Source organism: Chelativorans sp. YIM 93263 (assembly GCF_028767125.1).
Classification (GTDB): Bacteria; Pseudomonadota; Alphaproteobacteria; order Rhizobiales; family Rhizobiaceae; genus Chelativorans.
Window position 1 is genome coordinate 76,686 of sequence record NZ_JAKCWP010000010.1, and the last position, 22,600, is coordinate 99,285.

Here is a 22,600-nt window from a genome sequence, read left to right on the forward strand (position 1 = left end):
AGGAGTTGTCCTGCACTTCCCTCCGCAAATCGCCATGCTGGAGATTGGCGGAAGCGTTGATGAAAGCGATATCTCCCCCCTTGGGGGAGAAAGCGATTCAACACTTCACCAATGGCTAGGTACTAGAAATCGCAAGAGAGGGCTCTCGCGCCGCTTATATAACGAGGTTCAAATGACCGCTTCCTTCTTGAAACACCTCTCCACCGAGATCGAGGGCTTGAAACAATCCGGCCTTTACAAGTCCGAGCGCGTCATCACCTCCATGCAGTCCGCTGAAATCGAGAGCGACGGCAAAACGGTTCTAAACTTCTGCGCCAACAATTATCTCGGACTCGCCGACAATGAGGAACTGCGCGAAACCGCTAAGGGAGCGCTCGACCGCTATGGCTACGGCATGGCTTCGGTGCGCTTCATCTGCGGCACACAGGAAGAACACAAGCAACTCGAAAAGCGCATTTCCGATTTCCTCGGCTTCGAGGATACGATCCTCTACTCCTCCTGTTTCGACGCAAACACCGGCCTGTTTGAAACCCTGCTCGGCCCGGAAGACGCGATCATATCCGACGCGCTCAATCATGCCTCGATCATCGACGGTGTGCGCCTGTGCAAGGCGCGGCGCTATCGCTACGCCAACAATGACATGGGCGAACTGGAAGAGCGCTTGAAGGAGGCCGCCGACGCGCGTTTTCGGCTGATCGCCACGGATGGCGTGTTCTCCATGGACGGCATTATCGCCAACCTACCGGCGATCTGCGATCTGGCCGAGAAATATGATGCCATGGTGATGGTGGACGACAGCCATGCCATCGGCTTCGTCGGCGAACATGGCCGCGGCACGCCGGAAGCCTGCCGCGTTGAGGGCCGCGTGGATATTGTCACCGGCACGCTCGGCAAGGCGCTGGGCGGCGCGTCGGGCGGCTATACGAGCGCGAAGAAAGAGGTGGTCGAGTGGCTGCGCCAGCGCTCGCGCCCCTACCTTTTCTCCAACACGCTCGCTCCGGTCATCGCGGCCACATCGCTCAAGGTTTTCGATCTGATCGAAAACGGCGACGATCTGCGCCGGCGTCTTTATCAGAATGCAGAGCGCTTCCGCGAGGAAATGACCAAGGCGGGCTTTACGCTCGCAGGCAGCGGCCATCCGATTATTCCGGTTATGGTCGGCGATGCTTCGCTGGCCTCGCAAATGGCGGACCGGCTGCTCGACCACGGCATTTATGTGATCGGCTTTTCGTTCCCCGTTGTGCCCAAAGGCGCGGCGCGCATCCGCACGCAGATGTCTGCGGCCCATTCGCCGGAGGACATCGACCGCGCTGTGGAGGCGTTTGTGAGCGTAGGGCGGGAATTAAGGTTAATTGGATGATGTGTGGGATCGACCCCACTCCGATCCGCTTCGCGGACCACCTCTCCCCCGGTCGACGGGGGAGAGGAAGCACTGGTCGACACGTTAGCGCGCCCTTCCTCTCCCCCCGGCCGGGGGGAGAGGTGGCTTGCAAAGCAAGACGGAGTGGGGTGCTTTCCTGCATCTTTGGCAGCATAGGAAACGACATGTCCAACATGATGAAAGCGCTGGTGAAGGCAAAGCCGGAGGAAGGCCTCTGGATGGAGCGCGTGCCGCTGCCCGAGATCGGCCCCAACGACGTGCTCATCAAGGTCAGGAAGACCGCGATCTGCGGCACCGACGTTCACATCTGGAACTGGGACGAGTGGGCGCAGAAGACCGTGCCCGTGCCGCTCGTCACGGGCCATGAATTCGTCGGCGAGGTGAGAGATGTCGGCTCGGCTGTCAGCGAATACCGCGTCGGCCAGCGCGTCTCCGGCGAGGGGCACATCGTCTGCGGCCATTGCCGCAATTGCCGTGCCGGGCGCGGGCACCTTTGCCGCAACACGCTGGGTGTCGGCGTCCAGCGCCCCGGCGCCTTCGCCGAATATCTCGCCCTGCCGCAGCACAATGTCGTGGCGATCCCCGACGACGTGCCCGACGAGATTGCCGCGATTTTCGATCCGCTGGGCAACGCGGTTCACACGGCCCTCTCCTTCGACCTGGTAGGCGAGGATGTTCTGGTAACCGGTGCCGGGCCCATCGGCATTATGGGTGCGCTGGTGGCGCAATGCGTCGGCGCGCGCAAAGTTGTCATCACGGACATCAATCCGGGCCGCCTGGAACTGGCCAAAAAGCTCGGCGTTCAGAACACCGTCAATGCAGCGGAAGAAAAGCTCCCCGACGTCATGCAGCGCCTTGGAATGACGGAAGGCTTTGACATCGGGCTGGAAATGTCCGGCGCGGCGCCAGCCTTCCGCGACATGATCGACGCCATGAACAATGGCGGCAAAATCGCCATTCTCGGCATCGCGCCGACCGGCTTTGAGATCGACTGGAACAAGGTCATCTTCAAAATGCTGCATCTGAAGGGCATCTATGGCCGCGAAATGTTCGAGACCTGGTACAAGATGATCGCGCTCGTGCAGGGTCCGCTCGATGTCTCCGGGCTAATCACCCACCGGATCGGGGCGGACGATTTCCGCGAGGGCTTCGATGCGATGCGGACCGGCGAGGCCGGCAAGGTCGTGATGGATTGGTAGGAAGTGCAGGACTGCGCGCGAATTTTGCGCTGTCATCCTTGCTGTTCACCGGCTCAAACTGCCTGTGTGTTTTATCGCGGCCGGTGACAAAATTCGCCCGATATCCCGGTACCCATAGGAGCGTCTTGCGTCCAATTGGGCGCACGACGGATGCTCTACATCTTAGAAACTACACATCGTGCTTTCCGAAAATCGAACCCGATTTTTCGGGTCGATGCTGTAGGAGAAAACAATTCCGCTTTCGCCGACATATCTCGAACCCGGTTTATTGCCGGGTGTCGCCCTCCCTTGCTATCGACATGTTTCCGAGGGGACCAGTTTGCACAATGCGCCGCCACATCAGACCTTTCACCGCCAGACATGAGCCGCGAGGGACATTCATCTCCCATGTGAAATCCGGTTCCGGCGCCATGGTTGGCATGGCGCTTGTCGGCGGCTTGTCCACCTTGACGGGGCTTCCGCTACTGATAGCTCCACTCGGAGCGACAGCTGTACTTCTGTTCGGTCAGCCGGCAAGCCCGCTTGCCCAGCCTATGAATATTTTTGGCGGCTATCTGGTCGCAGCCTTTGTGGGGGCTGGCGCAATGGCGCTTTTCCCGGCGTCCTGGTTGGCGGCTGCCTTAGCGGTCGGCATTGCCATAGCGCTGATGCTGATGCTGCGTGTGACCCATCCACCGGCAGGTGCGTTGCCGCTGGTCGCGATGGCTTCTCCTTTTCAAGGGCCGAACCTGTTTGTTGTCGTGTTGATTGGCTGCATCAGCCTTATTTCGCTTGCGCTTTTGCACCATTGGTTGCCGCCGCGGAAGCAGTATCCCGTGCGGATCGACTGACGAGCCGATTGCATTTGCCGCTGAGGGCCTGTTCCAGCGCGCGCAGGCCCTCGGAAAGCTTTGCCTGATCTTCTGGCGCCAGTGCCGCCAGGAGTTTCTCTCCATAGGCGCTGGCCAAAGGCACAAGTGCACGATAGGCGCTGATGCCATTTCTTGTCAGTGTCAGATGCTCGACGCGGCGATCTGATGGATCCGCTTCGCGCTTGAGCCAGCCCCGCTTCGCCAGTGCCACGACCGCTCGGGAAACCTTGGTCTTGTGCATCGCCGAGTGCGCGCCGATTTCTGTCGCCGTCATCGTTCCGTATTGGCCGAGCGTGGCCAGAGTACGCCATTCGGGGCGGTTCAAACCATAACGGTCGCGATAGATCTTAGAAAAATCGCGGCTGATTGCGTCCGCCAGCCGGTTCAGTCGGTAAGGCAGAAAATCTTCGAGAACCAGAATCTCGCTTGCCATTATATCACTCGCAACGCGTTTGATAGTTACATTCCCAACCGTTACAAATGAAACCATCTTGGTCAATCCCGCGATCACGGAGTGAGACATGACCTTTCGCTACATGCCCGGTTTCGGCAATGATTTCGAGACGGAGAGCCTTCCCGGCGCGCTGCCTCAGGGACAGAATTCACCGCAGCGCCCTGCTTACGGCCTCTACGCGGAGCAGCTTTCCGGCTCGCCCTTCACCGCCCCGCGCGGCACCAATGAGCGCTCCTGGCTCTACCGCATCCGCCCCAGCGTGAAGCACACCGGCCGGTTCAAGCCGACCTCCTTTGAAAGCTGGAAGACGGCACCCAATCTGGACGATCACGAACTGCCGATCGGCCAGCTTCGCTGGGACCCCACGCCGATGCCCAACGAGGAGACCGATTTCCTCTCCGGCATCCGCACCATGACAACCTCCGGCGACGCGCAGACTCAGGTCGGCATGGCCGCCCATGTCTATACCGCCAACACCTCCATGGCGGATGACTATTTCTTCAATGCCGATGGCGAGCTTCTGATCGTGCCGCAGGAAGGCGACATCCGCGTGATGACGGAAATGGGCGTGATGGAGGTCACACCCGGGGAGATCTGCATCGTCCCGCGCGGCATGATCTTCAAGGTCGAGATGGACGGCCCGGTTCGCGGCTATATCTGCGAGAACTACGGCGCCAAGTTCACCCTGCCCGATCGCGGTCCGATCGGCGCCAACTGCCTTGCCAATCCGCGCGACTTCAAGACGCCGGAGGCGTGGTACGAGGACAAGGAGACGACCTGCCGGCTGTTCGTGAAATGGTGCGGTCGCTTCTACCGCACCGAGATCGACCATTCGCCGCTCGACGTGGTGGCCTGGCACGGCAACTATGCGCCCTACAAATACGATCTATCCACCTTCTCGCCGGTGGGCGCGATTCTGTTCGATCACCCCGATCCGTCGATTTTCACCGTGCTGACCGCGCCCAGCGGAGAGGAAGGCACGGCGAACGTTGATTTTGTCATCTTCCCGCCGCGCTGGCTGGTGGCCGAGCACACCTTCCGCCCACCCTGGTATCACCGCAACATCATGAGCGAGTTCATGGGGCTCATCAAAGGCCAGTACGATGCGAAGGAAGAGGGCTTCGTGCCGGGCGGCATCTCACTGCACAATATGATGCTGCCACACGGGCCGGATGCGCATGGCTACGACAAGGCGACGAAAGCGGAGTTGAAGCCTGTAAAGCTCGAGGAGACCCTGGCCTTCATGTTCGAAACGCGCTTTCCCCAGCAACTGACCCGTTTTGCGGCGGAAACAGAGACCCGGCAGGACAACTATATCGATTGCTGGAAGGATCTGAAAAAACGCTTCAATGGCACGCCGGAAGGCGACTGGAGTTGATCCGCAGAGCAGACCCCCTCTCTTGCAAATTCTAAGGCTTAGCTTTGCTAAACCTAAGAATTTGCTTTCTCCCCCGCCAAGGGGGAGATATCGCTTGCACCGATGTCTCACCAATCTGCAAATTGGGGTGACTTGCTGAACGGTGCGGTCGAACGCCCTTCTCTCCCCCCTTGTGGGAGAGAAAGCGACTTCTTGGGTTTAGCGAAGCTAAGCCCTTAGAAATCGCAAGAGAGGGGCATTACGCACCGCCACGTCATTCGAGACTGATAGAGAGGAACGCCCCTTGAAACTCGCAACGCTGAACAACGGAACACGCGACGGAAAGCTGGTGGTCGTCTCCAGCGACCTCACCCGCTATACGGATGCCTCTTTCCTCGCCCCCACGCTGCAGGCGGCGCTGGATGACTGGGCGCGCGTCGCACCGCATCTGTCGGCGCTAGCCGAAAGCCTTGAGCATGGCTCGGTGCCGGCCGAACGCTTCCACGAGCATGATGCCCTCTCACCGCTCCCCCGCGCTTACCAGTGGGCGGACGGCTCGGCCTATGTGAACCATGTCGAGCTGGTGCGGAAGGCACGCGGTGCCGAGATGCCGGAAAGCTTCTGGACCGATCCGCTGATGTATCAGGGCGGCTCCGACAGCTTCCTCGCCCCCCGCGCGCCCATCCAAATGGCCGACGAGGCGTGGGGCATAGATTTCGAGGGCGAGGTGGCCGTCATCGTCGACGATGTTCCGATGGGCGCCAGCCTCGATGAGGCGCGCGAGGCGATCCGGCTGATCATGTTGGTCAATGATGTGTCGCTGCGCGGACTTATTCCCGCCGAGCTCGGCAAGGGCTTCGGTTTTTTCCAGTCAAAGCCATCCTCCGCCTTCTCGCCCGTCGCTGTTACGCCGGATGAATTGGGTGATACTTGGGATGGCGGGAAACTTCACCTGCCGCTGGTGGTCGATTACAATGGCGAGCCCTTCGGCCGGGCCGAGGCGGGCGTCGACATGACCTTCGATTTCCCCACGCTCGTCGCCCATGCGGCAAAGACGCGGCCGCTCTGTGCGGGCTCGATTGTCGGCTCCGGCACGGTCTCGAACAAGCTCGAGGGCGGTCCGGGCAAGCCGGTGAGCGAGGGCGGAGTCGGCTATTCCTGCATCGCCGAAATCCGCATGATCGAGACGATCGATACCGGCGCGGCGAAGACACCGTTCATGCGCTTCGGCGATACTGTGCGCATCGAGATGAAGGACGAGGCCGGCCACTCTATTTTCGGCGCCATTGAACAAGCGGTGGAGAAATACGAAGGCCGTTGAGGCTGGCAGAAGCCTGCCTCAACTCTGCAAAACCGGCGGCGCCTGACCGCGCCGCCGGTTTTCTAACGAAATGTCAGTCGTCTTCGCGCACTGCGATGGCCTCAATCTCGACCAGCCAGCCCGGATTGGCGAGCCCCGCCACCTCAAAGACCGAACGCGCCGGCAGGTTCGGCTGGTCATCCGTGCCGAAGAACTCGGTATAGCCCTCCATGAAGCCCGAAAAATCCATCGGCTCGCCATCCTGGCCGACAAGGAAGACCTGCAGCTTGACGATATCGCCTATGGCCATTTCCATGTCCTGAAGTGTCTGCTCTATGGACTGGAACACGCTGCGGGTCTGCTCCGCCATGTCGCCATAGGCATCCACGGAAGTCTCCTCCGCATCCTCGTTGACGACGCTTGGCACCGCGCCGCTCAGATAGACCGTCGTGGCATCGTCCGGCACCTCAACAGCACGCGCAATCGGGAAGTCGGAGTTGGGTATCGGATGACGGACGACATCGGCGTAGGCGGTGCCGGCGAGAAGCAGGGCACCGGACAGAAGGCTGGCGAAACGAAACATGGCTCTATCCCCGTTATGAGATCAACGAATGAGAAGAGGCCGCGTTGAACCGCGACCTCCCGGGTACATATTGCTGAAATCCGATTCGGCCAGAGACGCTACTCCGCCGCATCCACCTTGATGACGCCGCGGCGGATCTGATCCTCCTCGATGGACTCGAAGAGCGCGCGGAAGTTGCCCTCCCCGAAACCTTCATCGCCCTTCCTCTGGATGAATTCGAAGAAGATCGGGCCGATGACCGTCTTGGAAAAGATTTGCAGCAGGATCTTGGTCATCCCGCCATTCACCACGCCTTCGCCGTCGATCAGAATGCCGTGTTTCTTCATGCGTTCGATGGGCTCGTCATGCCCCTCCACACGGGCATGAGACTTTTCGTAATAGGTGTCGGGCGGGGCAGGCATGAATTTCAGTCCATTATCGGCCAGCCTGTCTGTGGCGTCGTAGATCCCTTCCGTGCCGACCGCGATGTGCTGGATGCCTTCGCCCTTGTACTTCTTCAGATATTCCGTGATCTGGCTGGTGTCGTCCTTGGACTCGTTCAGCGGGATCCTGATCTTGCCACAAGGTGAGGTTATGGCGCGGCTGACGAGACCGGTGATGCGGCCGTCGATGTCGAAGAAGTGGATCTGCTTAAAGCCGAAGAGATCGCGGTAGAAATCCCACCACTTGTCCATATTGCCGCGATAGACATTGTGGGTCAGGTGGTCGAGATAATAGAAGCCGACGCCCTCGGGCTTCGGATCGCGCTCGCCGAGCCAATCGAACTCGGCATCATAGGCCGAACCCTTTTCGCCATAGGTCTCGACGAAATAGAGCAGCGAGCCGCCGATGCCGACAATGGCCGGCACGTCGAGCGTCTTGTCATTGCCCTCATAGGGTGTCGCGCCCTTGGAGACCGCATGCTCGAAAGCATGTTTCGCATCGACGACCCGCCAGGCCATGGAAGGCGCGCACGGACCGTGCTCGTCGACGAAGCGCATGGCGTGGCTGCCCGGCTCGGCATTCACGATGTAGTTGATGTCGCCCTGCCGCCAGACGGAAATCTTCTTGGCCTTGTGCCGGGCGACCTCGACATATCCCATCCTGGTGAAAAGCTCCGAAAGCTTCTCGGGCTCGGGATGGGCGAACTCCACGAACTCGAAACCGTCCGTGCCCGCCGGGTTTTCGGGGCCGATCTCGGGTGGCGGCGCATCATGCGGAAAGGGACCCATCGTCTCCTCCTGTATGTGGGAATCCGAATCTGGGCATATTCTAGCCCCGAGTAAGCGCAAGCGGCTTGCATTCTCGATCGTGATATGCACCACTAGCGCATGAAGTGTGCGCGAAAGGATAACAGGGCATGAATGACGCGCAGATCGATCAATTTGATCGCAAGATCATGTCTCTCCTCCAGCGAGATGGGAGGCTGACGAACAACGACCTGTCGGAACGGGTGAACCTGTCACCCTCGCAGTGCTCGCGCCGGCGCCAGAGGTTGGAAGAGGAAGGGCTGATCGGTGGCTACTGCGCTGTTCTGGACAGAGAGCGGCTCGGCTTTCCGCTGGTCAATGTCATCACCGTCACGCTCGCGACGCATAACCCGAACAACGCGCGCCGCTTCGCCGACCTTCTCGCGCATTTGCCCGAGGTGCAGGAGGCGCATGCGCTGACGGGTGAAATGGACTACGTGCTCAAGGTCGTCACACCCGACCTCAAATCCCTGTCGGACTTCGTCAACAACGTACTCCTGCCGCACGAATCCGTGCAGCACGTGAAAACGGCCATTGTCTTGCAAACGCTGAAGGAGACGTCGGCATTGCCGCTGTAACGACGCAGCTTTACGGTTACTTTCTACGCCGCGCCTTTCAGGTTGAAAAGGCGATGCACCGGTCAAGCTCCGAAAGCGGCCGCACATCGGAAAGCAGTGCGCGGGCCTCGGCCTCGTCCTGCTTCATCCTCGCTACAAGAGCGTCCAGGCTGTCGAACTTTTCCTCGCCACGTAGCAGACCAAAAAGCGAGACAGCGCAGGTTTCGCCGTAAAGATCAGCGTCCAGGTCGAAAACGAACGTCTCCAGCAGTGGCGCCCCTTCGTCTTCCACGGTCGGGCGGCGGCCGAAACTCGCAACACCGTCATGAATGGTGCCGTTCGCACGGCGGAAGCGCACGGCATAAATGCCGTGAAGCAGGTCTGTCCCTTCCGGTAAAACCATGTTCGCGGTGGGGTACCCCAGTGTCCGGCCGAGCTTTTTGCCGTTCTTCACCTCGCCCGCGACGGTGTAGCGATAGCCGAGCAGACCGGCGGCCTCCGCCGCCTTGCCTTGCGAAAGCAGCGCACGGATGCGGCTGGAGGACACCACCTCACCGCCCTCATCTGAAAAAGCGTCCACCCTCGTAACGTCGAACCGGTAGCGCTCGCCCGCCTGCTTGAGTGTCTCTGGTGTGCCCGCGCGGCCCTTTCCGTAATGGAAATCGAAACCGGTTACGGCCTCCGCCGCGCCCAGCCCATCAATCAGCATCGCGTGAACGAACGCCTCAGGCGAAAGCTGCGAGAATTCTCGCGTAAAAGGCTGCTCCACCACGCCGTCAAAGCCCATCGCCTCGAACAGGCGCGCCTTCATCGGCGCCGGCGTGAGGCGGAAAAGCGGGATGTCTGGCCGGAAAACGCTGCGGGGGTGCGGCTCGAAAGTCAGCACTACCGGCGGCCTCTTGTGCTTGTACGCGCTCTCCAGCGCATGTTGAAGCACGGTCTGATGGCCGCGGTGAACTCCATCGAAATTGCCGATAGCTACGACGCCCCCGCGCAGGGTGTCCGGAAGATTCTCCACTCCGGCATTTCGAACAAACTCACGCACACTTCGCCTCTAACGCAATTTCTGGATCGCCGCCACCGGGCGGTGGCCGTGTTTCTCGAGGAATGTCGCGAGACGCTGCGGATCGGGCCCGCCGTTACCGGCGTATTCTATGTGGTGAATCCCTTCCGTGACGAAAAGCACGTTGATACCGGCTGCGTCCGCGCCTTTCACATCGGTCAGAACACCATCGCCGATCGCCAGCGCCTCTTCAGGCTTCACATCGCGCCCGAGCGCCTTTCCGGCGGCTTCAAGCGCGGCCTCATAGATCGGGTGGTGCGGCTTGCCCGCAATCAGCGTGCGCCCGCCGAGAAGGCCATAGTCGCGCGCGAGCGCCCCGGCACAAAAGATCATCCGGTCGCCGCGCTCGACCACTATGTCCGGATTGGCGCAAATCATGGCAAGATCGCGCGCCCGCAGGCGCTGTAACAACTCCGCATAATCCTCCGGCGTCTCCGTTTCGTCGTCGTAGAGCCCGGTGCAGACCACGGCACCGGCCTCGAAATCCTCAACCAATTCGATATCGAGCCCGTCATAGAGGATCATGTCTCTTTCCGGGCCGATGTGGAAAATCCGTCGCGGCGCCTCGCGCACCAGCTCGCGCGTCACGTCGCCGGAGGTCACCACCGCATCCCAGGCATCGTCCGGCACGTCCAGGCGGCGCAACTGCTCCTCCACGGATTCGTGCGGCCTCGGCGCATTGGTGATGAGCACGACCGCCTTGCCCTGCCGGCGCATGCGCCGAAGCGCCTCGCTTGCTTCCCCGAAAGCATTCACGCCATTATGAACAACGCCCCAGACATCGCACAGAATTGCGGAATAACGCTCGGAGAGCGAATCGAGGCGGTCAATCATCTGCGGTTGCGACATGGAAACTCTCTGGACCGTGTTGAAGAGGCCGGAACACGACGCCGGCATGGGAACGCCGGTGCTCTAGCCTATCGGTCGCAAGCTGTCACCCGCTTTCGGGCAAGCACCATCGGCGGGTTAAGACTTCATGAACCAGTCGGGACAGTTCTCATGCATTTTTAAGAAAGTCTTTGCCGAATTGGCTGGAATCATCCCTCGCAAAAGACAAAGCGGGGGAAGGTCGATGTTTCTCAAATTCGCCAGAGACCAACGCGGCAACTACGCAATAATCACCGCGCTGGCGATGTTACCCATTCTGGGGGCGGTTACGATCGCCGTCGACTACAGCGAAGTGAGCCGTCAACGCCAGGTGGCGCAAAACGCGCTCGACGCGACCAGCCTCGCCATCGCGCTGAGCTATCTTGACGGCACTGCGGAAAGCCAGGTGCGCACATTCGCGCAGGATTACTTCGAGGCCAACTTCAAGCCGTCCGACACGGCCGATCCGCAAGTCTCCGTCACTTTACCCACCGGTAGCGGCGGCGGCGGCACGCTGAAGACCTGCGCGGACCTGAAATACCCGCCCTATTTCTGGCCGGCCGTCAAAATGCTCAGCGGCGATGACGGGGACACGACCATCCACTATTCGATCTGCAGCGAGGTCCGCCTGAAGAACACGCTCGAAGTGGCCCTCGTGCTGGATAACTCGGGCTCGATGGACTATCGGGGGTTTGGTTCAGGCAGCAAGCGCATCGATCTGCTGAAAGACGCCTCCAAGCAGCTCGTTGAGACTCTTGCCGGCCAAGCGGGGCTGATTCAGCAAATCGATAAGCCAGTGCAGTTCGGCTTGGTACCCTTCGCAGCATCGGTCAATATCGGGCCGCAATATGCAGATGCTTGGTGGATGGATACGGACGGGTTGTCCCCGGTCCATCACGAGAATTTCGAATGGACAACCATGAAGGGGTGGAACAAAAACAAGGGTGTCGAGCAGGACGACATGGGCATCTATAGAAAAAACGGCCGCGCCTGGAACCGGGAGGAAGGCGAAAAAGTCACGCGCTTTACGCTCTTCGACAACCAACATCACATCCGTTGGGGAGGATGTGTCGAAGCCCGTCCTTATCCGCACAATGTGGAAGGCACGGTACCCACAAGGAGCGATCCCGTCACGCTCTTCGTGCCGATGTTTGCTCCGGATGAAACTGATAAGAAAGATGGCAACAGGCCGGCTAACAACAACTGGCTGGCGGATAAGATCAATGAAAGTGACAGACCTAGTTCGCGCGAGCGGCAGGAATACATGCCCAAATACTTCAATGAGCAAGCCGCCAGTGCCGCTAGGGAAGTGGGAAAAGGTCCCAATCTAAGCTGCACCACCGCGCCGATAACGCCACTGACCGATGTCACCGAAGCGGACGGTCTGGAGGCTATTAAAGCTGCAATTGATGCGATGTGGCCGCTCGGTTCCACCAATGTTCCCCAAGGCATCGAGTGGGGCTGGCACGTCATTTCCAGCGCAGTTCCGTTCACCGAAGGCCGAGACGATAACAACAAGGGCAACGACAAGGTCGTGATTGTTCTGACCGACGGCGCGAATACCTATTACACGCCTGAAAGCATACGGGCGGAAGAATATTCAGGGTCGGGCTGGCAGAGCGGCGGCAACGATTTGGCCGAGAACAGGTCGATCTACAGCGCCTATGGCTATGCGCATGAGCGGCGCATTTTCGCCGGCACACGGGTCAGCGGCTTTAACAATGGCCGCTATTCGGAGGCGATGAACGAACACATGCTGGAGCTATGCCAGACCGCCAAGGACGAGAACGTGATCCTGATGACGGTGTCGCTGGATCTCGATCGCAACAAGCGCGACGAGCGCGAACAGATCGAGGCGCTGGAAGAATGCGCGTCCGAGTCCCGCTTCCGGACCGACGGCAATGGCAACGCAATCAAGCTCTTCTGGAATACCAGGGGCGACGAGCTTTCCGAGACGTTCAAGGAGATCGCCGACGAGCTGTCGAACCTGCGCCTGGTGAGTTGATGGGGCGCGGGCGGGCACGCCGCCCTTGCCGCTCCCATCCTTATCGGCTAGGACAGCCGCGCTCGGCAAAGGGCGCGGTTTCTCCATATTCAAAGGCGGATTTTCAGAATGGCTGGAAAGGCAGACAAGGTGAAGGCACGGCTCCCGCGCGGGCTTGTCGACCGCCATGCGCCCGATATCCGCGCCGTCGACGAGATGGTCAGGAAGATTCGCGAGGTCTACGAGCTTTACGGCTTCGAGCCGGTGGAGACACCGCTGATCGAATATACCGATGCACTTGGCAAGTTCCTGCCCGATCAGGACCGGCCGAATGAGGGCGTCTTTTCCTTCCAGGACGAGGACGAGCAGTGGCTATCGCTGCGCTATGACCTGACCGCACCGCTCGCCCGCTTCGTGGCCGAGAATTTCGAGCGCCTGCCGAAGCCGTACCGCAGCTATCGCGCCGGCTGGGTCTTCCGCAACGAGAAGCCGGGCCCCGGCCGCTTTCGCCAGTTCATGCAGGTCGACGCCGATACGGTCGGCACCCCCGGCGTCGCCGCAGATGCCGAGATGTGCATGATGATGGCCGATGTGATGGAGGCGCTGGGGATTAAGCGCGGGGATTATGTGATCCGCGTGAACAACCGGAAGGTGCTGGATGGGGTGCTAGCGTCTATAAAGCTTCAGGATGACGCCAAGAAGCTGACGGTTCTTCGCGCTATCGACAAAGCAGACAAGTTTCCGTGGGAGGAAATAGAGAAGCTGCTTGGCCCTGGCCGAATGGATGAGAGCGGTGATTTTACAAAGGGCGCAGGATTAGAAGAAGAAGATATTCGACTCATTCGTAGGCTGGTTGCCGACGACTTTATCGAAGCAACTCTAACCGAGGACAATGGCACCTTTCGCTTCATGACAGGCCCAGCAAGGATTGAGGTGGATGAGATCGTCATTGATGTTGGGAAAGGAGAACACTTCGATGAATTCGACCTACTTGAGCGTTGGTTCCATGGAAATGATATAGCGTGCCAAGGTATTGAAGAGCTAAGGACGATTGCAAAACTAGTAGTGGCTTCCGGCTATGGCGGTCGCGTTAAAATCGACCCTTCCGTCGTCCGCGGTCTCGAATACTACACCGGCCCCGTCTTCGAAGCAGAGCTCACCTTCCCCGTCACCAACGAAAAGGGCGAGACTGTCCAGTTCGGCTCCGTCGGCGGCGGCGGGCGTTATGACGGGCTGGTCTCGCGCTTTCGCGGCGAGCCGGTGCCGGCGACGGGCTTTTCCATCGGCGTTTCGCGCCTGATGACAGCGCTCAAGAATCTCGGCAAGCTGGAAACGGCAGAGGCCGTCGCGCCGGTCGTGGTCCTTGTCATGGACAAGGACACGGAAAGCCTCGGCGGCTATCAAAAGATGGTTTCCGACCTGCGCCAGGCCGGCATCCGCGCGGAAATGTACCTCGGCGGCGCCGGCATGAAGGCGCAGATGAAATATGCCGACAGGCGCGGCGCCCCTTGCGTTGTCATCCAGGGCGGTGACGAGCGCGAAAAGGGCGAAGTGCAGATCAAGGACCTCGTGGAAGGCAAGCGGCTGTCCGGTGAGATCGAGGACAATGTTACATGGCGCGAGGCCCGGCCCGCGCAGTTCTCGGTGCCCGAGGGTGAGCTGGTCGAGGCGGTGAAACGCGTTCTTGTGGCGCAGGCCGAGGAGCGGAACACATAGGGATGCTTTGCGCTGTCCTCATTATCGGAAATGGTGGCACCCCTTCGCAAGACAGAGGGCGGTGTGACCGGAGACCGGTACCTACGGCACGAAGCAGACCGCAGTGTCCATGACCACGCGCTATCCCGCCTTTGCCAATGAAATCCTCGATCTCTTCGCAGAACGCGAGGCGGCGCTGACGGACATCGCAATCATCCAGCCGGCCGATCCGTTTCTCGACATGGCGGGCGAGGATCTGCGCCGTCGTATTTTCCTGACCGAGAGCGAGACGGGCAAAAGCCTTTGTCTTCGCCCCGAGTTCACCATTCCTGTCTGCAGGGACCACATCGAAACACGGGCGACCACGCCGCGCCGCTACGGTTATCTCGGCGAAGTCTTCCGCCAGCGACGCGAAGGTGGGGCGGAGTTTTTCCAGGCCGGCATCGAGGATCTGGGCGCGGGCGACCGGGCCGGCGCGGATGCACGCTCGCTGGCCGACGCTCATGCGCTTCTTGCGCGGGTGCTGCCGGGCCGCGGCCTGCGCGTCACGCTGGGCGATCAGGCCGTGTTCGAGGCGGTGCTGGCCGCGCTCGGGCTGCCGCGCGGCTGGCAGGAACGTCTCGCCCGCGCCTTCGGTTCGTCCGAGATGCTCGACGCCGCGATCGCTGAATGCGCCAGCCCGCCGGCGGCAGCGCGCCTGCCGCGGGAGATCGCAAGCCTCGTTGCCCGCGGGGACGAGGCGGCGCTATCCGACCGCATTCAGCAGGATATGGAGGCAGCGGGACTCTCTGCCACCGCCGGCCGGGAACCCTGCGAAATTGCACGCCGTCTCATAGAGAAAGCCGAGCTGCGCAGCGTGCGCCTGGCCGACTCCGCGCTGGACGTGCTGAAGTCCTTCCTTGCCATCCGGGCCCCGCTGGCCGAGGCTGGCGAGCGCCTTGCCGCCTTTGCGGGCGAGGCGGGTCTATTCATCGATGAAGCCGTGGAGAACTTCAACGAGCGGATCTCCCGCATCGTGGAACAGGACGTGCCGCTTTCCGGCATTTCCTACAGCGCCCATTTCGGTCGCCCGCTGGATTACTACACTGGTTTTATCTTCGAGATCGGCGCGGAGGGGATGGATCAAACGCTGGTGGGTGGCGGGCGCTACGACCGCTTGCTCACGCTGCTCGGCGCGGAAAAGCCTATTCCCGGCGTGGGCTTTTCCGTTTGGCTCGACCGTGTCTCCGCACTCAAGGAGCAGGCCGAATGAGTGTCACGCTCGCGCTTCCCTCCAAAGGCCGGCTCAAGGACAAGACGATCGAGCGTCTTCAAGGGGCGGGCTATCCCGTTCGCCTGCCGGAGAACGACCGCAGTTATCGCGCGGCGGTGGACGGTATAGACGGGCTTGAGATCGCCTTCCTGTCGGCTTCGGAGATCGCCCGCGAGCTGGATCGGGGCACCATCGATCTCGGTGTTACGGGAGAAGATCTCGTGCGCGAGACGATACCCGATTGGGAGCGGAAGGTGGAGATTGCCGCCCGGCTCGGCTTCGGTCGGGCCAATGTGGTTGTCGCCGTACCGGACGTGTGGTTCGACGTCTTCACCATGGCCGATCTCGACGACGTTGCCGCTGAGTTCCGCCAGCGACACGGGCGCCGCCTCAGGATTGCCACCAAATACGGGCGGCTGACACAGCAGTTCTTCTCGCGGAAACACGGCATCCAGGTCTACCGCATTGTCGAAAGCCTCGGTGCGACGGAGGGCGCCCCCGCTGCGGGCTCCGCTGATGTTATCGTGGACATCACCTCAACCGGCTCGACCCTCAAGGCCAATCACCTGCGTGTCCTGGACGATGGTGTTATCCTGCGCTCCCAGGCTTGTCTGGTGATGGCCAAGAGGGAGCGGCCGGACGAAGAGGCGAAGCTGATCGAGGATATGGCGGCGGCGCTGGACGGGACGAGCGCCTGAGAGAACTACTCGCCCACGTCATGCGTCTGAGGGAGTTCGTGACGCGCGTATGGGTGGTTGTTCGGAAGCATTTGTGCGTTCGTCACCGCTCTGGCATGCGTCGCTATTACTGAATAGCTACCGATCTGTTCCGGAGGATAACGTCCTGACGCCTCATCAGCTCCTGCAGAAGTTGATGACGATCGCACTCACTCATCCACCACGCGCAAGCGCAGCGAACTCGAGCTGCTCGCCGCGGCGGCGCGCCGGGTCTCGTCCGTCTCGCCCTCGGCTTTCGGCAAAGCATTCTTCTCCGCTTCCTCCTCTGCCGCACCCAGCTCAAGCGCCTCGATCTTTTCGCCGCGCTTGGTCACCTTGTCCGCAGAGGTCAGGATCAGGTCAATGTCCTTGTTCGCCTGCTGGAAATGGTTCTGAAGCTTGCGCACGCGATCGTCCAGCCGCACGACATCAAGCATCAGCTTCGTCACCTCGCCCTGGATCAGATGCGCCTGCTCGCGCATACGCGCGTCCTTTAGGACAGCCTGGATCACCTGAATCGACAGCATCAGAAGCGAAGGCGAGACGATGACGACGCGGGCGCGGTGTGCGCGCTGGACCAGCGCCTCGAAATTCTCGTGGATCTCGGCGAAAATCGATTCGGAGGGCACGAACATGAAAGCCGTGTCCTGCGTCTCGCCATTGATGAGATATTTTTCCGAAATTGCCTTAATATGCACCTCTATATCGCGTCGGAACGAAGTTTCGGCCGCCTTGCTTGCCTGGGCACCCCCCTCGCTTTCCGCCGCGGCACGTATCGCGTTCCACGATTCCAGCGGAAATTTGGCGTCGATCACGAGCGAAGGCGCATCGTTCGGCATCTTTACCACGCAATCGGGCCGACTGCCGTTGGAAAGGGTGGCCTGAAACTCATAGGCCGTATGCGGCAGCCCGTCGGCAATGATGGCTTCCATGCGCGATTGCCCGAAGGCGCCGCGCGTCTGCTTGTTGGAAAGTATGTGCTGAAGCTGCACCACCTGCCCGGCCAGCGATTGTATGTTGTTTTGCGCCGTGTCGATCACGGCCAACCGCTCCTGAAGCTTGGCCAGATTCTCGTGCGTGGATTTGGTCTGCTCGGTGATAGAATGTCCGAGGCGGGAACTCATACCATCCAGCCGCTCCGAAATGGTTTTCGTTAATTCCGCCTGGCGCGCACCAAAGATCTCGGCGATGGAGCCCATCCGCCCCTGAAGCTCCGACTGTGCCCTGGCGAGCTCAGCCAGTTGGGCTTCCGCCTCACGGGCCCGCGCGGCGGCTTCCGCCGCGGAATCGCTGCGCGCGCGCCCTGCCCGCCAAAGCGCCACCACGAGGAGCGCGAGCAGGAGGAGGAACAGCCCGCCCCCGGCAATCAGCAGATTGCCAAGCGAGATCGTGGTCGCGCCAAGCTGGAGCACGGGCGATGAAAAGAGTGAAGCAGCGTCATTCATGCGCGCACCCTAGGCGATTCGCCGCCGCCGCGGAAGATCAAAACATGAACAAAAATTGCCTTGTCCTTCGCTATCCCGCATATTGACGCTTTTCAGCGAAGGCATTACGTGAGCGCCATGACAGTCCGCCCGTTGATACTTCTTCCCGATCGGTTGTTGCGCGAGGTTTCAAAACCGGTCGAGCGCGTGGACGACGACGTGCGCAAGTTTGCCGACGACATGCTGGAGACTATGTATGACGCGCCGGGCATAGGCCTTGCCGCCATTCAGGTGGGAGAGCCCCGGCGCATGCTGGTGCTCGATGTGTCGGAAAAGGAGGAAGAGCGCGATCCGCGGGTCTTCATCAATCCGGAAGTCGTCGCCAGCTCGGATGAGCGCAACGTGCATGAGGAAGGCTGTCTCTCCATCCCCGATTATTATGCGGAGGTGGAGCGCCCCTCAGACGTGACGGTCAAGTACATCGATCTGGACGGGAAAGAGCAGACCGTTGAAGCGGGGGGCATTCTGGCGACCTGTCTTCAGCATGAGATCGACCATCTCAATGGCGTTCTCTTTATCGATTATCTTTCGCGGCTGAAGCGCGACATGGTCGTGCGGAAGTTCAAGAAGCTCGCCAGGGAGAACCCGCCGGCGCGCATGGTGGGATAAGCGGCGCGGCCGCCGATTGGAGGAGGCCATGCCCCTACGCCTGATTTTCATGGGAACACCGGATTTTTCCGTGCCAGCACTTCAGGCACTCGCCGATGCGGGGTACGAGATCGCCGCCGTCTACACACAGCCGCCGCGCCCGGCCGGCCGCCGCGGGCTGGAGCTGACCAAATCCCCTGTGCACATGGCCGCCGGGGCGCTCAACATCCCGGTGCGCACACCGCGCTCTCTGAAGAGTGACGATGAACAGCGCGCCTTCCAAGCGCTCGAGGCGGACGCTGCTGTTGTCGTCGCATATGGGCTCATCCTCCCGACACCGATCCTGGAGGGGACGCGCCTTGGCGCGTTCAATGGGCATGCCTCCCTCCTCCCGCGCTGGCGGGGTGCCGCGCCCATCCAGCGGGCCATTATGGCCGGAGACCGGGAAACAGGCATGATGGTGATGAGGATGGAAGAAGGGCTGGACACCGGTCCGGTCGCTCTCGCGCAGCGCGTCGCCATCGACCCGGACATGACGGCCGGCGAACTTCACGACAAGATGAAGGAGGTGGGTGCGCGGCTGATCGTCGAGGCAATGGCAAAGCTCGAAAAGGACGAACTCGGCTTGACGCCGCAACCTGTCGAAGGCGCCACCTACGCCACGAAGATTGCGAAGGACGAAACGCGTGTGGACTGGACCCGCCCCGCGCATGAGGTTCACAATCACATTCGCGGGCTTTCGCCCTTCCCCGGTGCATGGTGCGAGATGCCAATTTCCGGAAAAATGGAGCGAGTGAAGCTCCTGCGCTCCACGCGCACCGAGGGAAGCGGCCGTCCGGGCGAGGTCCTGGATGGGGATCTGACGATTGCCTGCGGCGAAGGCGCCGTGCGTCTTGCCAAGCTGCAGCGCGCCGGAGGCAAGGCGGTAGCGGCAGATGACTTTCTGCGCGGTGTCAGGTTGGAAAAGGAGGCGCAGCTGTCATGAGTGCATTCATCATTCGCCCGGAGGAGGCTGACGACAAGACCGCCATCCACGCGCTGCATAAAACGGTTTTCGGCAGTGATGGCGAAGCGCGGCTGGTGGATGCGCTCCGACGGGATGACGAAGTCGTGTTGTCGCTCGTGGCCGAACGCGACGGCGATGTCAGAGGACACATCCTCTTCTCGCGTCTTTTCCTCCGTGACGGCGAGAAGGCTTTCCGTGCGGTCGCGCTGGCGCCGCTTGCGGTCGATCGCGATCATCAGGGCGAAGGCATAGGGTCGGCACTGGTGGAAGAAGCCCATTTGCGACTTCAGGCGCAGAATGAACGCCTTTCGATCGTTTTGGGCGATCCCGCTTATTACGAGCGTTTCGGCTACCGCCACGGGCGAGCGTCAGGGTTCGACAGCGTCTATCAGGGCGAAGCGCTGCAGGCACTCGCCTGGGATGATGCGCCCCATACCGGGCATCTCGACTATCCGGCCGCCTTTTCGGAACTCGGCTGATCCCCATGCCGCGCTTTCGCATCGACATTGAGTATGATGGAGGGCCCTACGCGGGCTGGCAGCGCCAGGCGGGACAGCCGAGCGTGCAGGAGGCCATCGAGAGGTCGATTGCCGCTTTTTGCGGCGAAGAGGTCACCCTGCGCGGCGCCGGACGCACGGATGCAGGCGTGCATGCGCTTGGGCAGGTGGCTCATTTCGACCTTTCACGGGAGTGGAAAAACGACACCGTACGCGACGCGATCAATGCTCATCTGGGCATGGCCGGGGAAACCATTTCAATCCTCAACGCGGCTCCCGCAGAGGCGGGTTTCGATTCGCGCTTTTCCGCCACCGCACGGCACTACCTCTACCGCATTCTCAACCGCCGTTCTCCGCCGGCGCTCGAGCGAGGGCGCGCGTGGCATGTGGCGAAGAGGCTCGATGCGGAAGCTATGGATACGGCCGCGCTACGCCTTGTCGGCCATCATGATTTCACCACCTTCCGCTCTGTCCAATGCCAGGCGAAGAGTCCGGTAAAGACGCTCGACCGCCTGGATGTCTCGCGGATGGGCGAGGAGATCGAGATCCGCGCCTCGGCGCGCTCCTTCCTTCACAATCAGGTGCGCTCTCTGGTAGGCACGCTCAAGAAGGTGGGCGAAGGCGCATGGACCGCCGACGACGTCACGGCCGCACTGGAAGCGCGCGACCGGACAGCCTGCGGACCAGTCGCACCCGCCGACGGCCTTTACCTCCTTAGGGTCGATTACTGATAGCCCAGTCCGAGAATTCCCTGCAGAACAAGCAACGCCGCTATGGACGCGACGAGCATGCCGAAAAAGACGGCCGAGCCGACGGCCACTCCTTTTGCGATCACGACGACCGTCAGACGCCAAAATAGAAACAGCGTGGCCGCAAACAGGAGGAGCGAGAGAAACGCCGCCAACCCCTCGGCGAAAGGGGCAAAAAGGCGCAGGAGAGCCGGAGGTAGCATAACCCAGGCAAAGAGGGCGGATGCCCAGTTGCTGGAAACCACGTACTGCACGAAACGATCTGCAATGCCTGCCATCCTGGACACAAGCGCCAGCATGCCTAACGGCAGCAACCAGGCGCCGATGTCGGCTACGAAGAGCCGGCTTACCAGCGAAAGCCGTGTCCCGAAGGTATCAAGACCGGCAATGCCGTTCGCGGCTCCGACCCAGGCCACGATCATTGGCGGCAGGGCCACGACTATGGCAAAAAACGAGTTCCAGAAGCCATCCGCAGACAGGTCGAGCAGCTTCATCCCGTCTTCACGGCCCATCATCATGCGCCACACGCCAATGAAATATTGCTGAACTTCCAGGCTCGACGGCATTCACGAAAACCAATCTTCGATGAAACGCAAATAGATTTGCGTCAGTGTTTCAAGGTCGGCCAGCGCGACACGTTCATCTATCATGTGCATGGTCTGTCCGGTCAGGCCAAATTCAACCACAGCACAATAATCTTTTATGAATCGCGCATCGGATGTGCCGCCGGATGTGGAAAGCTGCGGTGTTCGTCCTGTGACCGCCCGCACGGAAGCGGAGAGCGTCTTCGTCAGCTTTTCATCATGGGTCAGGAAGACGGGGCTCGGGCGCTCGCGCCATCCCAGAGTAAAGCTGAGCGGCACCATGCGGCCAAGCGCTTTCTCGTGAGCTTCGGCCGCCCGCTCGAGCCGGCTCATGATCTCCGATTTCAGCGTATCAGCACTCCAAGTTTCGTTGAAACGAACATTGAAGCTCCCCCTCGCCTGCGCGGGAATGACGTTCGTGGCCGGGTTTCCCACGTCCACAGTCGTGATCTCCAGATTTGTCGGCTGGAAGTGTTTCGTCCCGTCGTCGAAGGGCGGCATGAGCGCCTGGAACAGTGCGAGGAGGCCGGGCACGGGATTGTCGGCCAGATGCGGATAGGCGACATGGCCTTGCCGCCCCGTCACCGTGATCGTGCCCGACAGTGAACCGCGCCTGCCGATCTTGATCATGTCGCCGAGCCGCTCCGGGTTCGTCGGCTCGCCGACGATTGCCGCGTCCCACCGCTCGCCGTTCGCCGCCGCCCATTCGAGCAGCTTCACCGTACCGTTGATGGCCGGACCTTCCTCATCTCCCGCTATCAGAAAGGAGACGGAGCCCTCCGGCGCACCGTGCTTTTCCTTATAGCGGGCAAGTGCTGCGACGAAGCAGGCAATGCCCCCCTTCATGTCCACCGCGCCGCGCCCGAACATTTCGCCATCCGCGATCTCGGCGGCAAAGGGCGGGTGGGTCCAGGCGCTCTCGTCACCCGGCGGCACCACGTCCGTATGGCCGGCGAACATCAGGTGCGGCCCCTTGGCACCCAGGCGCGCATAGAGATTTTCGATATCCGCCGTGCCATCTTCCCTGAAAACGGGCCGTTCCACACTCGCACCGAGAGGCTCCAGCATGGCCTGAAGCGCGCCGAGGGCACCACCCTCCGACGGCGTCACGGAAGGACACCGGATGAGTGCAGCAAGATTGTCAGCGGGGTTCGTCAACAACGTCATGGCGAAAGGGATAGAGGAACAACGCAGAACTGTCATG

The 22,600-nt window shown here is 61.0% G+C and carries 22 protein-coding genes; 14 read left to right on the forward strand and 8 right to left on the reverse strand.

Annotated elements, in window-relative coordinates:
* Positions 1 to 172: 172 nt before the first annotated feature.
* The 3 genes from LY631_RS17980 (at position 173) to LY631_RS17990 (ending at position 3,410) form a co-directional block, all read left to right on the forward strand.
* Entirely contained in the window at positions 173 to 1,360 is a 1,188-nt protein-coding gene (locus LY631_RS17980; protein WP_274426974.1) for a glycine C-acetyltransferase, read from the forward strand.
* Between the two features lie 185 nt (positions 1,361 to 1,545).
* Positions 1,546 to 2,580 (forward strand): L-threonine 3-dehydrogenase, encoded by a 1,035-nt coding sequence (gene tdh, locus LY631_RS17985; RefSeq protein WP_274426975.1) that lies wholly within the window; start codon positions 1,546 to 1,548, stop codon positions 2,578 to 2,580.
* Positions 2,581 to 2,906: 326 nt separating this feature from the next.
* Positions 2,907 to 3,410: an HPP family protein gene (locus tag LY631_RS17990; RefSeq protein WP_274426976.1), complete on the forward strand. Its 504-nt coding sequence runs from the start codon at positions 2,907 to 2,909 to the stop codon at positions 3,408 to 3,410.
* On the opposite strand, the gene LY631_RS17995 is transcribed toward LY631_RS17990, so the two are convergent.
* Positions 3,343 to 3,942, reverse strand: coding sequence for a MarR family winged helix-turn-helix transcriptional regulator (locus LY631_RS17995; protein ID WP_338000446.1), 600 nt, complete (start codon positions 3,940 to 3,942; stop codon positions 3,343 to 3,345). The two genes, LY631_RS17990 and LY631_RS17995, sit on opposite strands and share 68 nt — an antisense overlap.
* 10 nt (positions 3,943 to 3,952) lie before the next feature.
* Here LY631_RS17995 and hmgA point away from each other — a divergent pair, with 10 nt between their 5' ends.
* Positions 3,953 to 5,263 (forward strand): homogentisate 1,2-dioxygenase, encoded by a 1,311-nt coding sequence (hmgA, locus tag LY631_RS18000; RefSeq protein ID WP_274426977.1) that lies wholly within the window; start codon positions 3,953 to 3,955, stop codon positions 5,261 to 5,263.
* Positions 5,264 to 5,546: 283 nt separating this feature from the next.
* Entirely contained in the window at positions 5,547 to 6,563 is a 1,017-nt protein-coding gene (locus tag LY631_RS18005; RefSeq protein ID WP_274426978.1) for a fumarylacetoacetate hydrolase family protein, read from the forward strand.
* Between the two features lie 73 nt (positions 6,564 to 6,636).
* Here the strand turns inward: LY631_RS18005 and LY631_RS18010 are convergent, their stop codons facing one another.
* On the reverse strand, positions 6,637 to 7,125 hold the full coding sequence (locus tag LY631_RS18010) for a RidA family protein (protein ID WP_274426979.1): 489 nt from the start codon (positions 7,123 to 7,125) through the stop codon (positions 6,637 to 6,639).
* A 98-nt stretch (positions 7,126 to 7,223) separates the two neighbouring features.
* Positions 7,224 to 8,336: a 4-hydroxyphenylpyruvate dioxygenase gene (gene hppD, locus LY631_RS18015; protein ID WP_274426980.1), complete on the reverse strand. Its 1,113-nt coding sequence runs from the start codon at positions 8,334 to 8,336 to the stop codon at positions 7,224 to 7,226.
* 128 nt (positions 8,337 to 8,464) lie between these two features.
* Here hppD and LY631_RS18020 point away from each other — a divergent pair, with 128 nt between their 5' ends.
* Positions 8,465 to 8,932 (forward strand): Lrp/AsnC family transcriptional regulator, encoded by a 468-nt coding sequence (locus LY631_RS18020; RefSeq protein WP_274426981.1) that lies wholly within the window; start codon positions 8,465 to 8,467, stop codon positions 8,930 to 8,932.
* Positions 8,933 to 8,969: 37 nt separating this feature from the next.
* On the opposite strand, the gene LY631_RS18025 is transcribed toward LY631_RS18020, so the two are convergent.
* Both LY631_RS18025 and LY631_RS18030 read right to left on the reverse strand, forming a co-directional pair.
* Positions 8,970 to 9,956, reverse strand: coding sequence for a bifunctional riboflavin kinase/FAD synthetase (locus LY631_RS18025; RefSeq protein ID WP_274426982.1), 987 nt, complete (start codon positions 9,954 to 9,956; stop codon positions 8,970 to 8,972).
* Between the two features lie 9 nt (positions 9,957 to 9,965).
* Positions 9,966 to 10,823, reverse strand: coding sequence for a TIGR01459 family HAD-type hydrolase (locus tag LY631_RS18030; RefSeq protein WP_445082906.1), 858 nt, complete (start codon positions 10,821 to 10,823; stop codon positions 9,966 to 9,968).
* A 223-nt stretch (positions 10,824 to 11,046) separates the two neighbouring features.
* Between LY631_RS18030 and LY631_RS18035 the strand changes: the two genes are divergently transcribed.
* The 4 genes from LY631_RS18035 (at position 11,047) to hisG (ending at position 16,470) form a co-directional block, all read left to right on the forward strand.
* Positions 11,047 to 12,846, forward strand: a complete 1,800-nt coding sequence (locus tag LY631_RS18035; protein ID WP_274426983.1) for a TadE/TadG family type IV pilus assembly protein — start codon at positions 11,047 to 11,049, stop codon at positions 12,844 to 12,846.
* Positions 12,847 to 12,954: 108 nt separating this feature from the next.
* Positions 12,955 to 14,541, forward strand: coding sequence for a histidine--tRNA ligase (gene hisS / locus LY631_RS18040; protein ID WP_274426984.1), 1,587 nt, complete (start codon positions 12,955 to 12,957; stop codon positions 14,539 to 14,541).
* Between the two features lie 109 nt (positions 14,542 to 14,650).
* Positions 14,651 to 15,772 carry an ATP phosphoribosyltransferase regulatory subunit gene (locus LY631_RS18045; RefSeq protein WP_274427047.1) on the forward strand — a complete coding sequence of 374 codons (1,122 nt, stop codon included), beginning with the start codon at positions 14,651 to 14,653 and terminating at the stop codon, positions 15,770 to 15,772.
* Positions 15,769 to 16,470 carry an ATP phosphoribosyltransferase gene (gene hisG, locus LY631_RS18050; protein WP_274426985.1) on the forward strand — a complete coding sequence of 234 codons (702 nt, stop codon included), beginning with the start codon at positions 15,769 to 15,771 and terminating at the stop codon, positions 16,468 to 16,470. Before LY631_RS18045 ends, hisG begins: the two co-directional genes overlap by 4 nt.
* Before the next feature lie 188 nt (positions 16,471 to 16,658).
* On the opposite strand, the gene LY631_RS18055 is transcribed toward hisG, so the two are convergent.
* On the reverse strand, positions 16,659 to 17,933 hold the full coding sequence (locus tag LY631_RS18055) for a DNA recombination protein RmuC (RefSeq protein WP_274426986.1): 1,275 nt from the start codon (positions 17,931 to 17,933) through the stop codon (positions 16,659 to 16,661).
* 117 nt (positions 17,934 to 18,050) lie between these two features.
* Here LY631_RS18055 and def point away from each other — a divergent pair, with 117 nt between their 5' ends.
* From def to truA, 4 genes are read left to right on the forward strand one after another with little or no spacing between them, the layout of a single operon-like run.
* Positions 18,051 to 18,581: a peptide deformylase gene (gene def / locus LY631_RS18060; protein WP_274427048.1), complete on the forward strand. Its 531-nt coding sequence runs from the start codon at positions 18,051 to 18,053 to the stop codon at positions 18,579 to 18,581.
* A 28-nt stretch (positions 18,582 to 18,609) separates the two neighbouring features.
* Complete coding sequence (gene fmt, locus LY631_RS18065; protein WP_274426987.1) at positions 18,610 to 19,545, forward strand: methionyl-tRNA formyltransferase; 936 nt, start codon at positions 18,610 to 18,612, stop codon at positions 19,543 to 19,545.
* The gene (locus LY631_RS18070) at positions 19,542 to 20,045 is read left to right on the forward strand and encodes a GNAT family N-acetyltransferase (protein ID WP_274426988.1); all 504 of its coding nucleotides are present in this window, start codon (positions 19,542 to 19,544) and stop codon (positions 20,043 to 20,045) included. Before fmt ends, LY631_RS18070 begins: the two co-directional genes overlap by 4 nt.
* Before the next feature lie 5 nt (positions 20,046 to 20,050).
* Positions 20,051 to 20,794: a tRNA pseudouridine(38-40) synthase TruA gene (truA, locus tag LY631_RS18075; RefSeq protein ID WP_274426989.1), complete on the forward strand. Its 744-nt coding sequence runs from the start codon at positions 20,051 to 20,053 to the stop codon at positions 20,792 to 20,794.
* Here the strand turns inward: truA and LY631_RS18080 are convergent.
* Together LY631_RS18080 and dapE are read right to left on the reverse strand one after the other, a co-directional pair.
* On the reverse strand, positions 20,788 to 21,378 hold the full coding sequence (locus LY631_RS18080) for a transporter (protein ID WP_274426990.1): 591 nt from the start codon (positions 21,376 to 21,378) through the stop codon (positions 20,788 to 20,790). The genes truA and LY631_RS18080 overlap by 7 nt on opposite strands.
* A complete protein-coding gene (dapE, locus tag LY631_RS18085; RefSeq protein WP_274427049.1) occupies positions 21,379 to 22,563 on the reverse strand; it encodes a succinyl-diaminopimelate desuccinylase in 1,185 nt (394 codons plus the stop codon).
* Positions 22,564 to 22,600: the final 37 nt, after the last annotated feature.

What these genes read in the sequence shown, in the direction of transcription:
- LY631_RS17980 (WP_274426974.1), top strand. Translation starts at nt 173, where the DNA reads ATGACCGCTTCCTTCTTGAAACACCTCTCCACCGAGATCGAGGGCTTG.
- tdh (WP_274426975.1), top strand. Translation starts at nt 1,546, where the DNA reads ATGTCCAACATGATGAAAGCGCTGGTGAAGGCAAAGCCGGAGGAAGGC.
- LY631_RS17990 (WP_274426976.1), top strand. Translation starts at nt 2,907, where the DNA reads ATGCGCCGCCACATCAGACCTTTCACCGCCAGACATGAGCCGCGAGGG.
- hmgA (WP_274426977.1), top strand. Translation starts at nt 3,953, where the DNA reads ATGACCTTTCGCTACATGCCCGGTTTCGGCAATGATTTCGAGACGGAG.
- LY631_RS18010 (WP_274426979.1), bottom strand. Translation starts at nt 7,125, where the DNA reads ATGTTTCGTTTCGCCAGCCTTCTGTCCGGTGCCCTGCTTCTCGCCGGC.
- hppD (WP_274426980.1), bottom strand. Translation starts at nt 8,336, where the DNA reads ATGGGTCCCTTTCCGCATGATGCGCCGCCACCCGAGATCGGCCCCGAA.
- LY631_RS18020 (WP_274426981.1), top strand. Translation starts at nt 8,465, where the DNA reads ATGAATGACGCGCAGATCGATCAATTTGATCGCAAGATCATGTCTCTC.
- LY631_RS18030 (WP_445082906.1), bottom strand. Translation starts at nt 10,823, where the DNA reads ATGTCGCAACCGCAGATGATTGACCGCCTCGATTCGCTCTCCGAGCGT.
- LY631_RS18035 (WP_274426983.1), top strand. Translation starts at nt 11,047, where the DNA reads ATGTTTCTCAAATTCGCCAGAGACCAACGCGGCAACTACGCAATAATC.
- hisS (WP_274426984.1), top strand. Translation starts at nt 12,955, where the DNA reads ATGGCTGGAAAGGCAGACAAGGTGAAGGCACGGCTCCCGCGCGGGCTT.
- LY631_RS18045 (WP_274427047.1), top strand. Translation starts at nt 14,651, where the DNA reads ATGACCACGCGCTATCCCGCCTTTGCCAATGAAATCCTCGATCTCTTC.
- hisG (WP_274426985.1), top strand. Translation starts at nt 15,769, where the DNA reads ATGAGTGTCACGCTCGCGCTTCCCTCCAAAGGCCGGCTCAAGGACAAG.
- LY631_RS18055 (WP_274426986.1), bottom strand. Translation starts at nt 17,933, where the DNA reads ATGAATGACGCTGCTTCACTCTTTTCATCGCCCGTGCTCCAGCTTGGC.
- def (WP_274427048.1), top strand. Translation starts at nt 18,051, where the DNA reads ATGACAGTCCGCCCGTTGATACTTCTTCCCGATCGGTTGTTGCGCGAG.
- fmt (WP_274426987.1), top strand. Translation starts at nt 18,610, where the DNA reads ATGCCCCTACGCCTGATTTTCATGGGAACACCGGATTTTTCCGTGCCA.
- LY631_RS18070 (WP_274426988.1), top strand. Translation starts at nt 19,542, where the DNA reads ATGAGTGCATTCATCATTCGCCCGGAGGAGGCTGACGACAAGACCGCC.
- truA (WP_274426989.1), top strand. Translation starts at nt 20,051, where the DNA reads ATGCCGCGCTTTCGCATCGACATTGAGTATGATGGAGGGCCCTACGCG.
- LY631_RS18080 (WP_274426990.1), bottom strand. Translation starts at nt 21,378, where the DNA reads ATGCCGTCGAGCCTGGAAGTTCAGCAATATTTCATTGGCGTGTGGCGC.
- dapE (WP_274427049.1), bottom strand. Translation starts at nt 22,563, where the DNA reads ATGACGTTGTTGACGAACCCCGCTGACAATCTTGCTGCACTCATCCGG.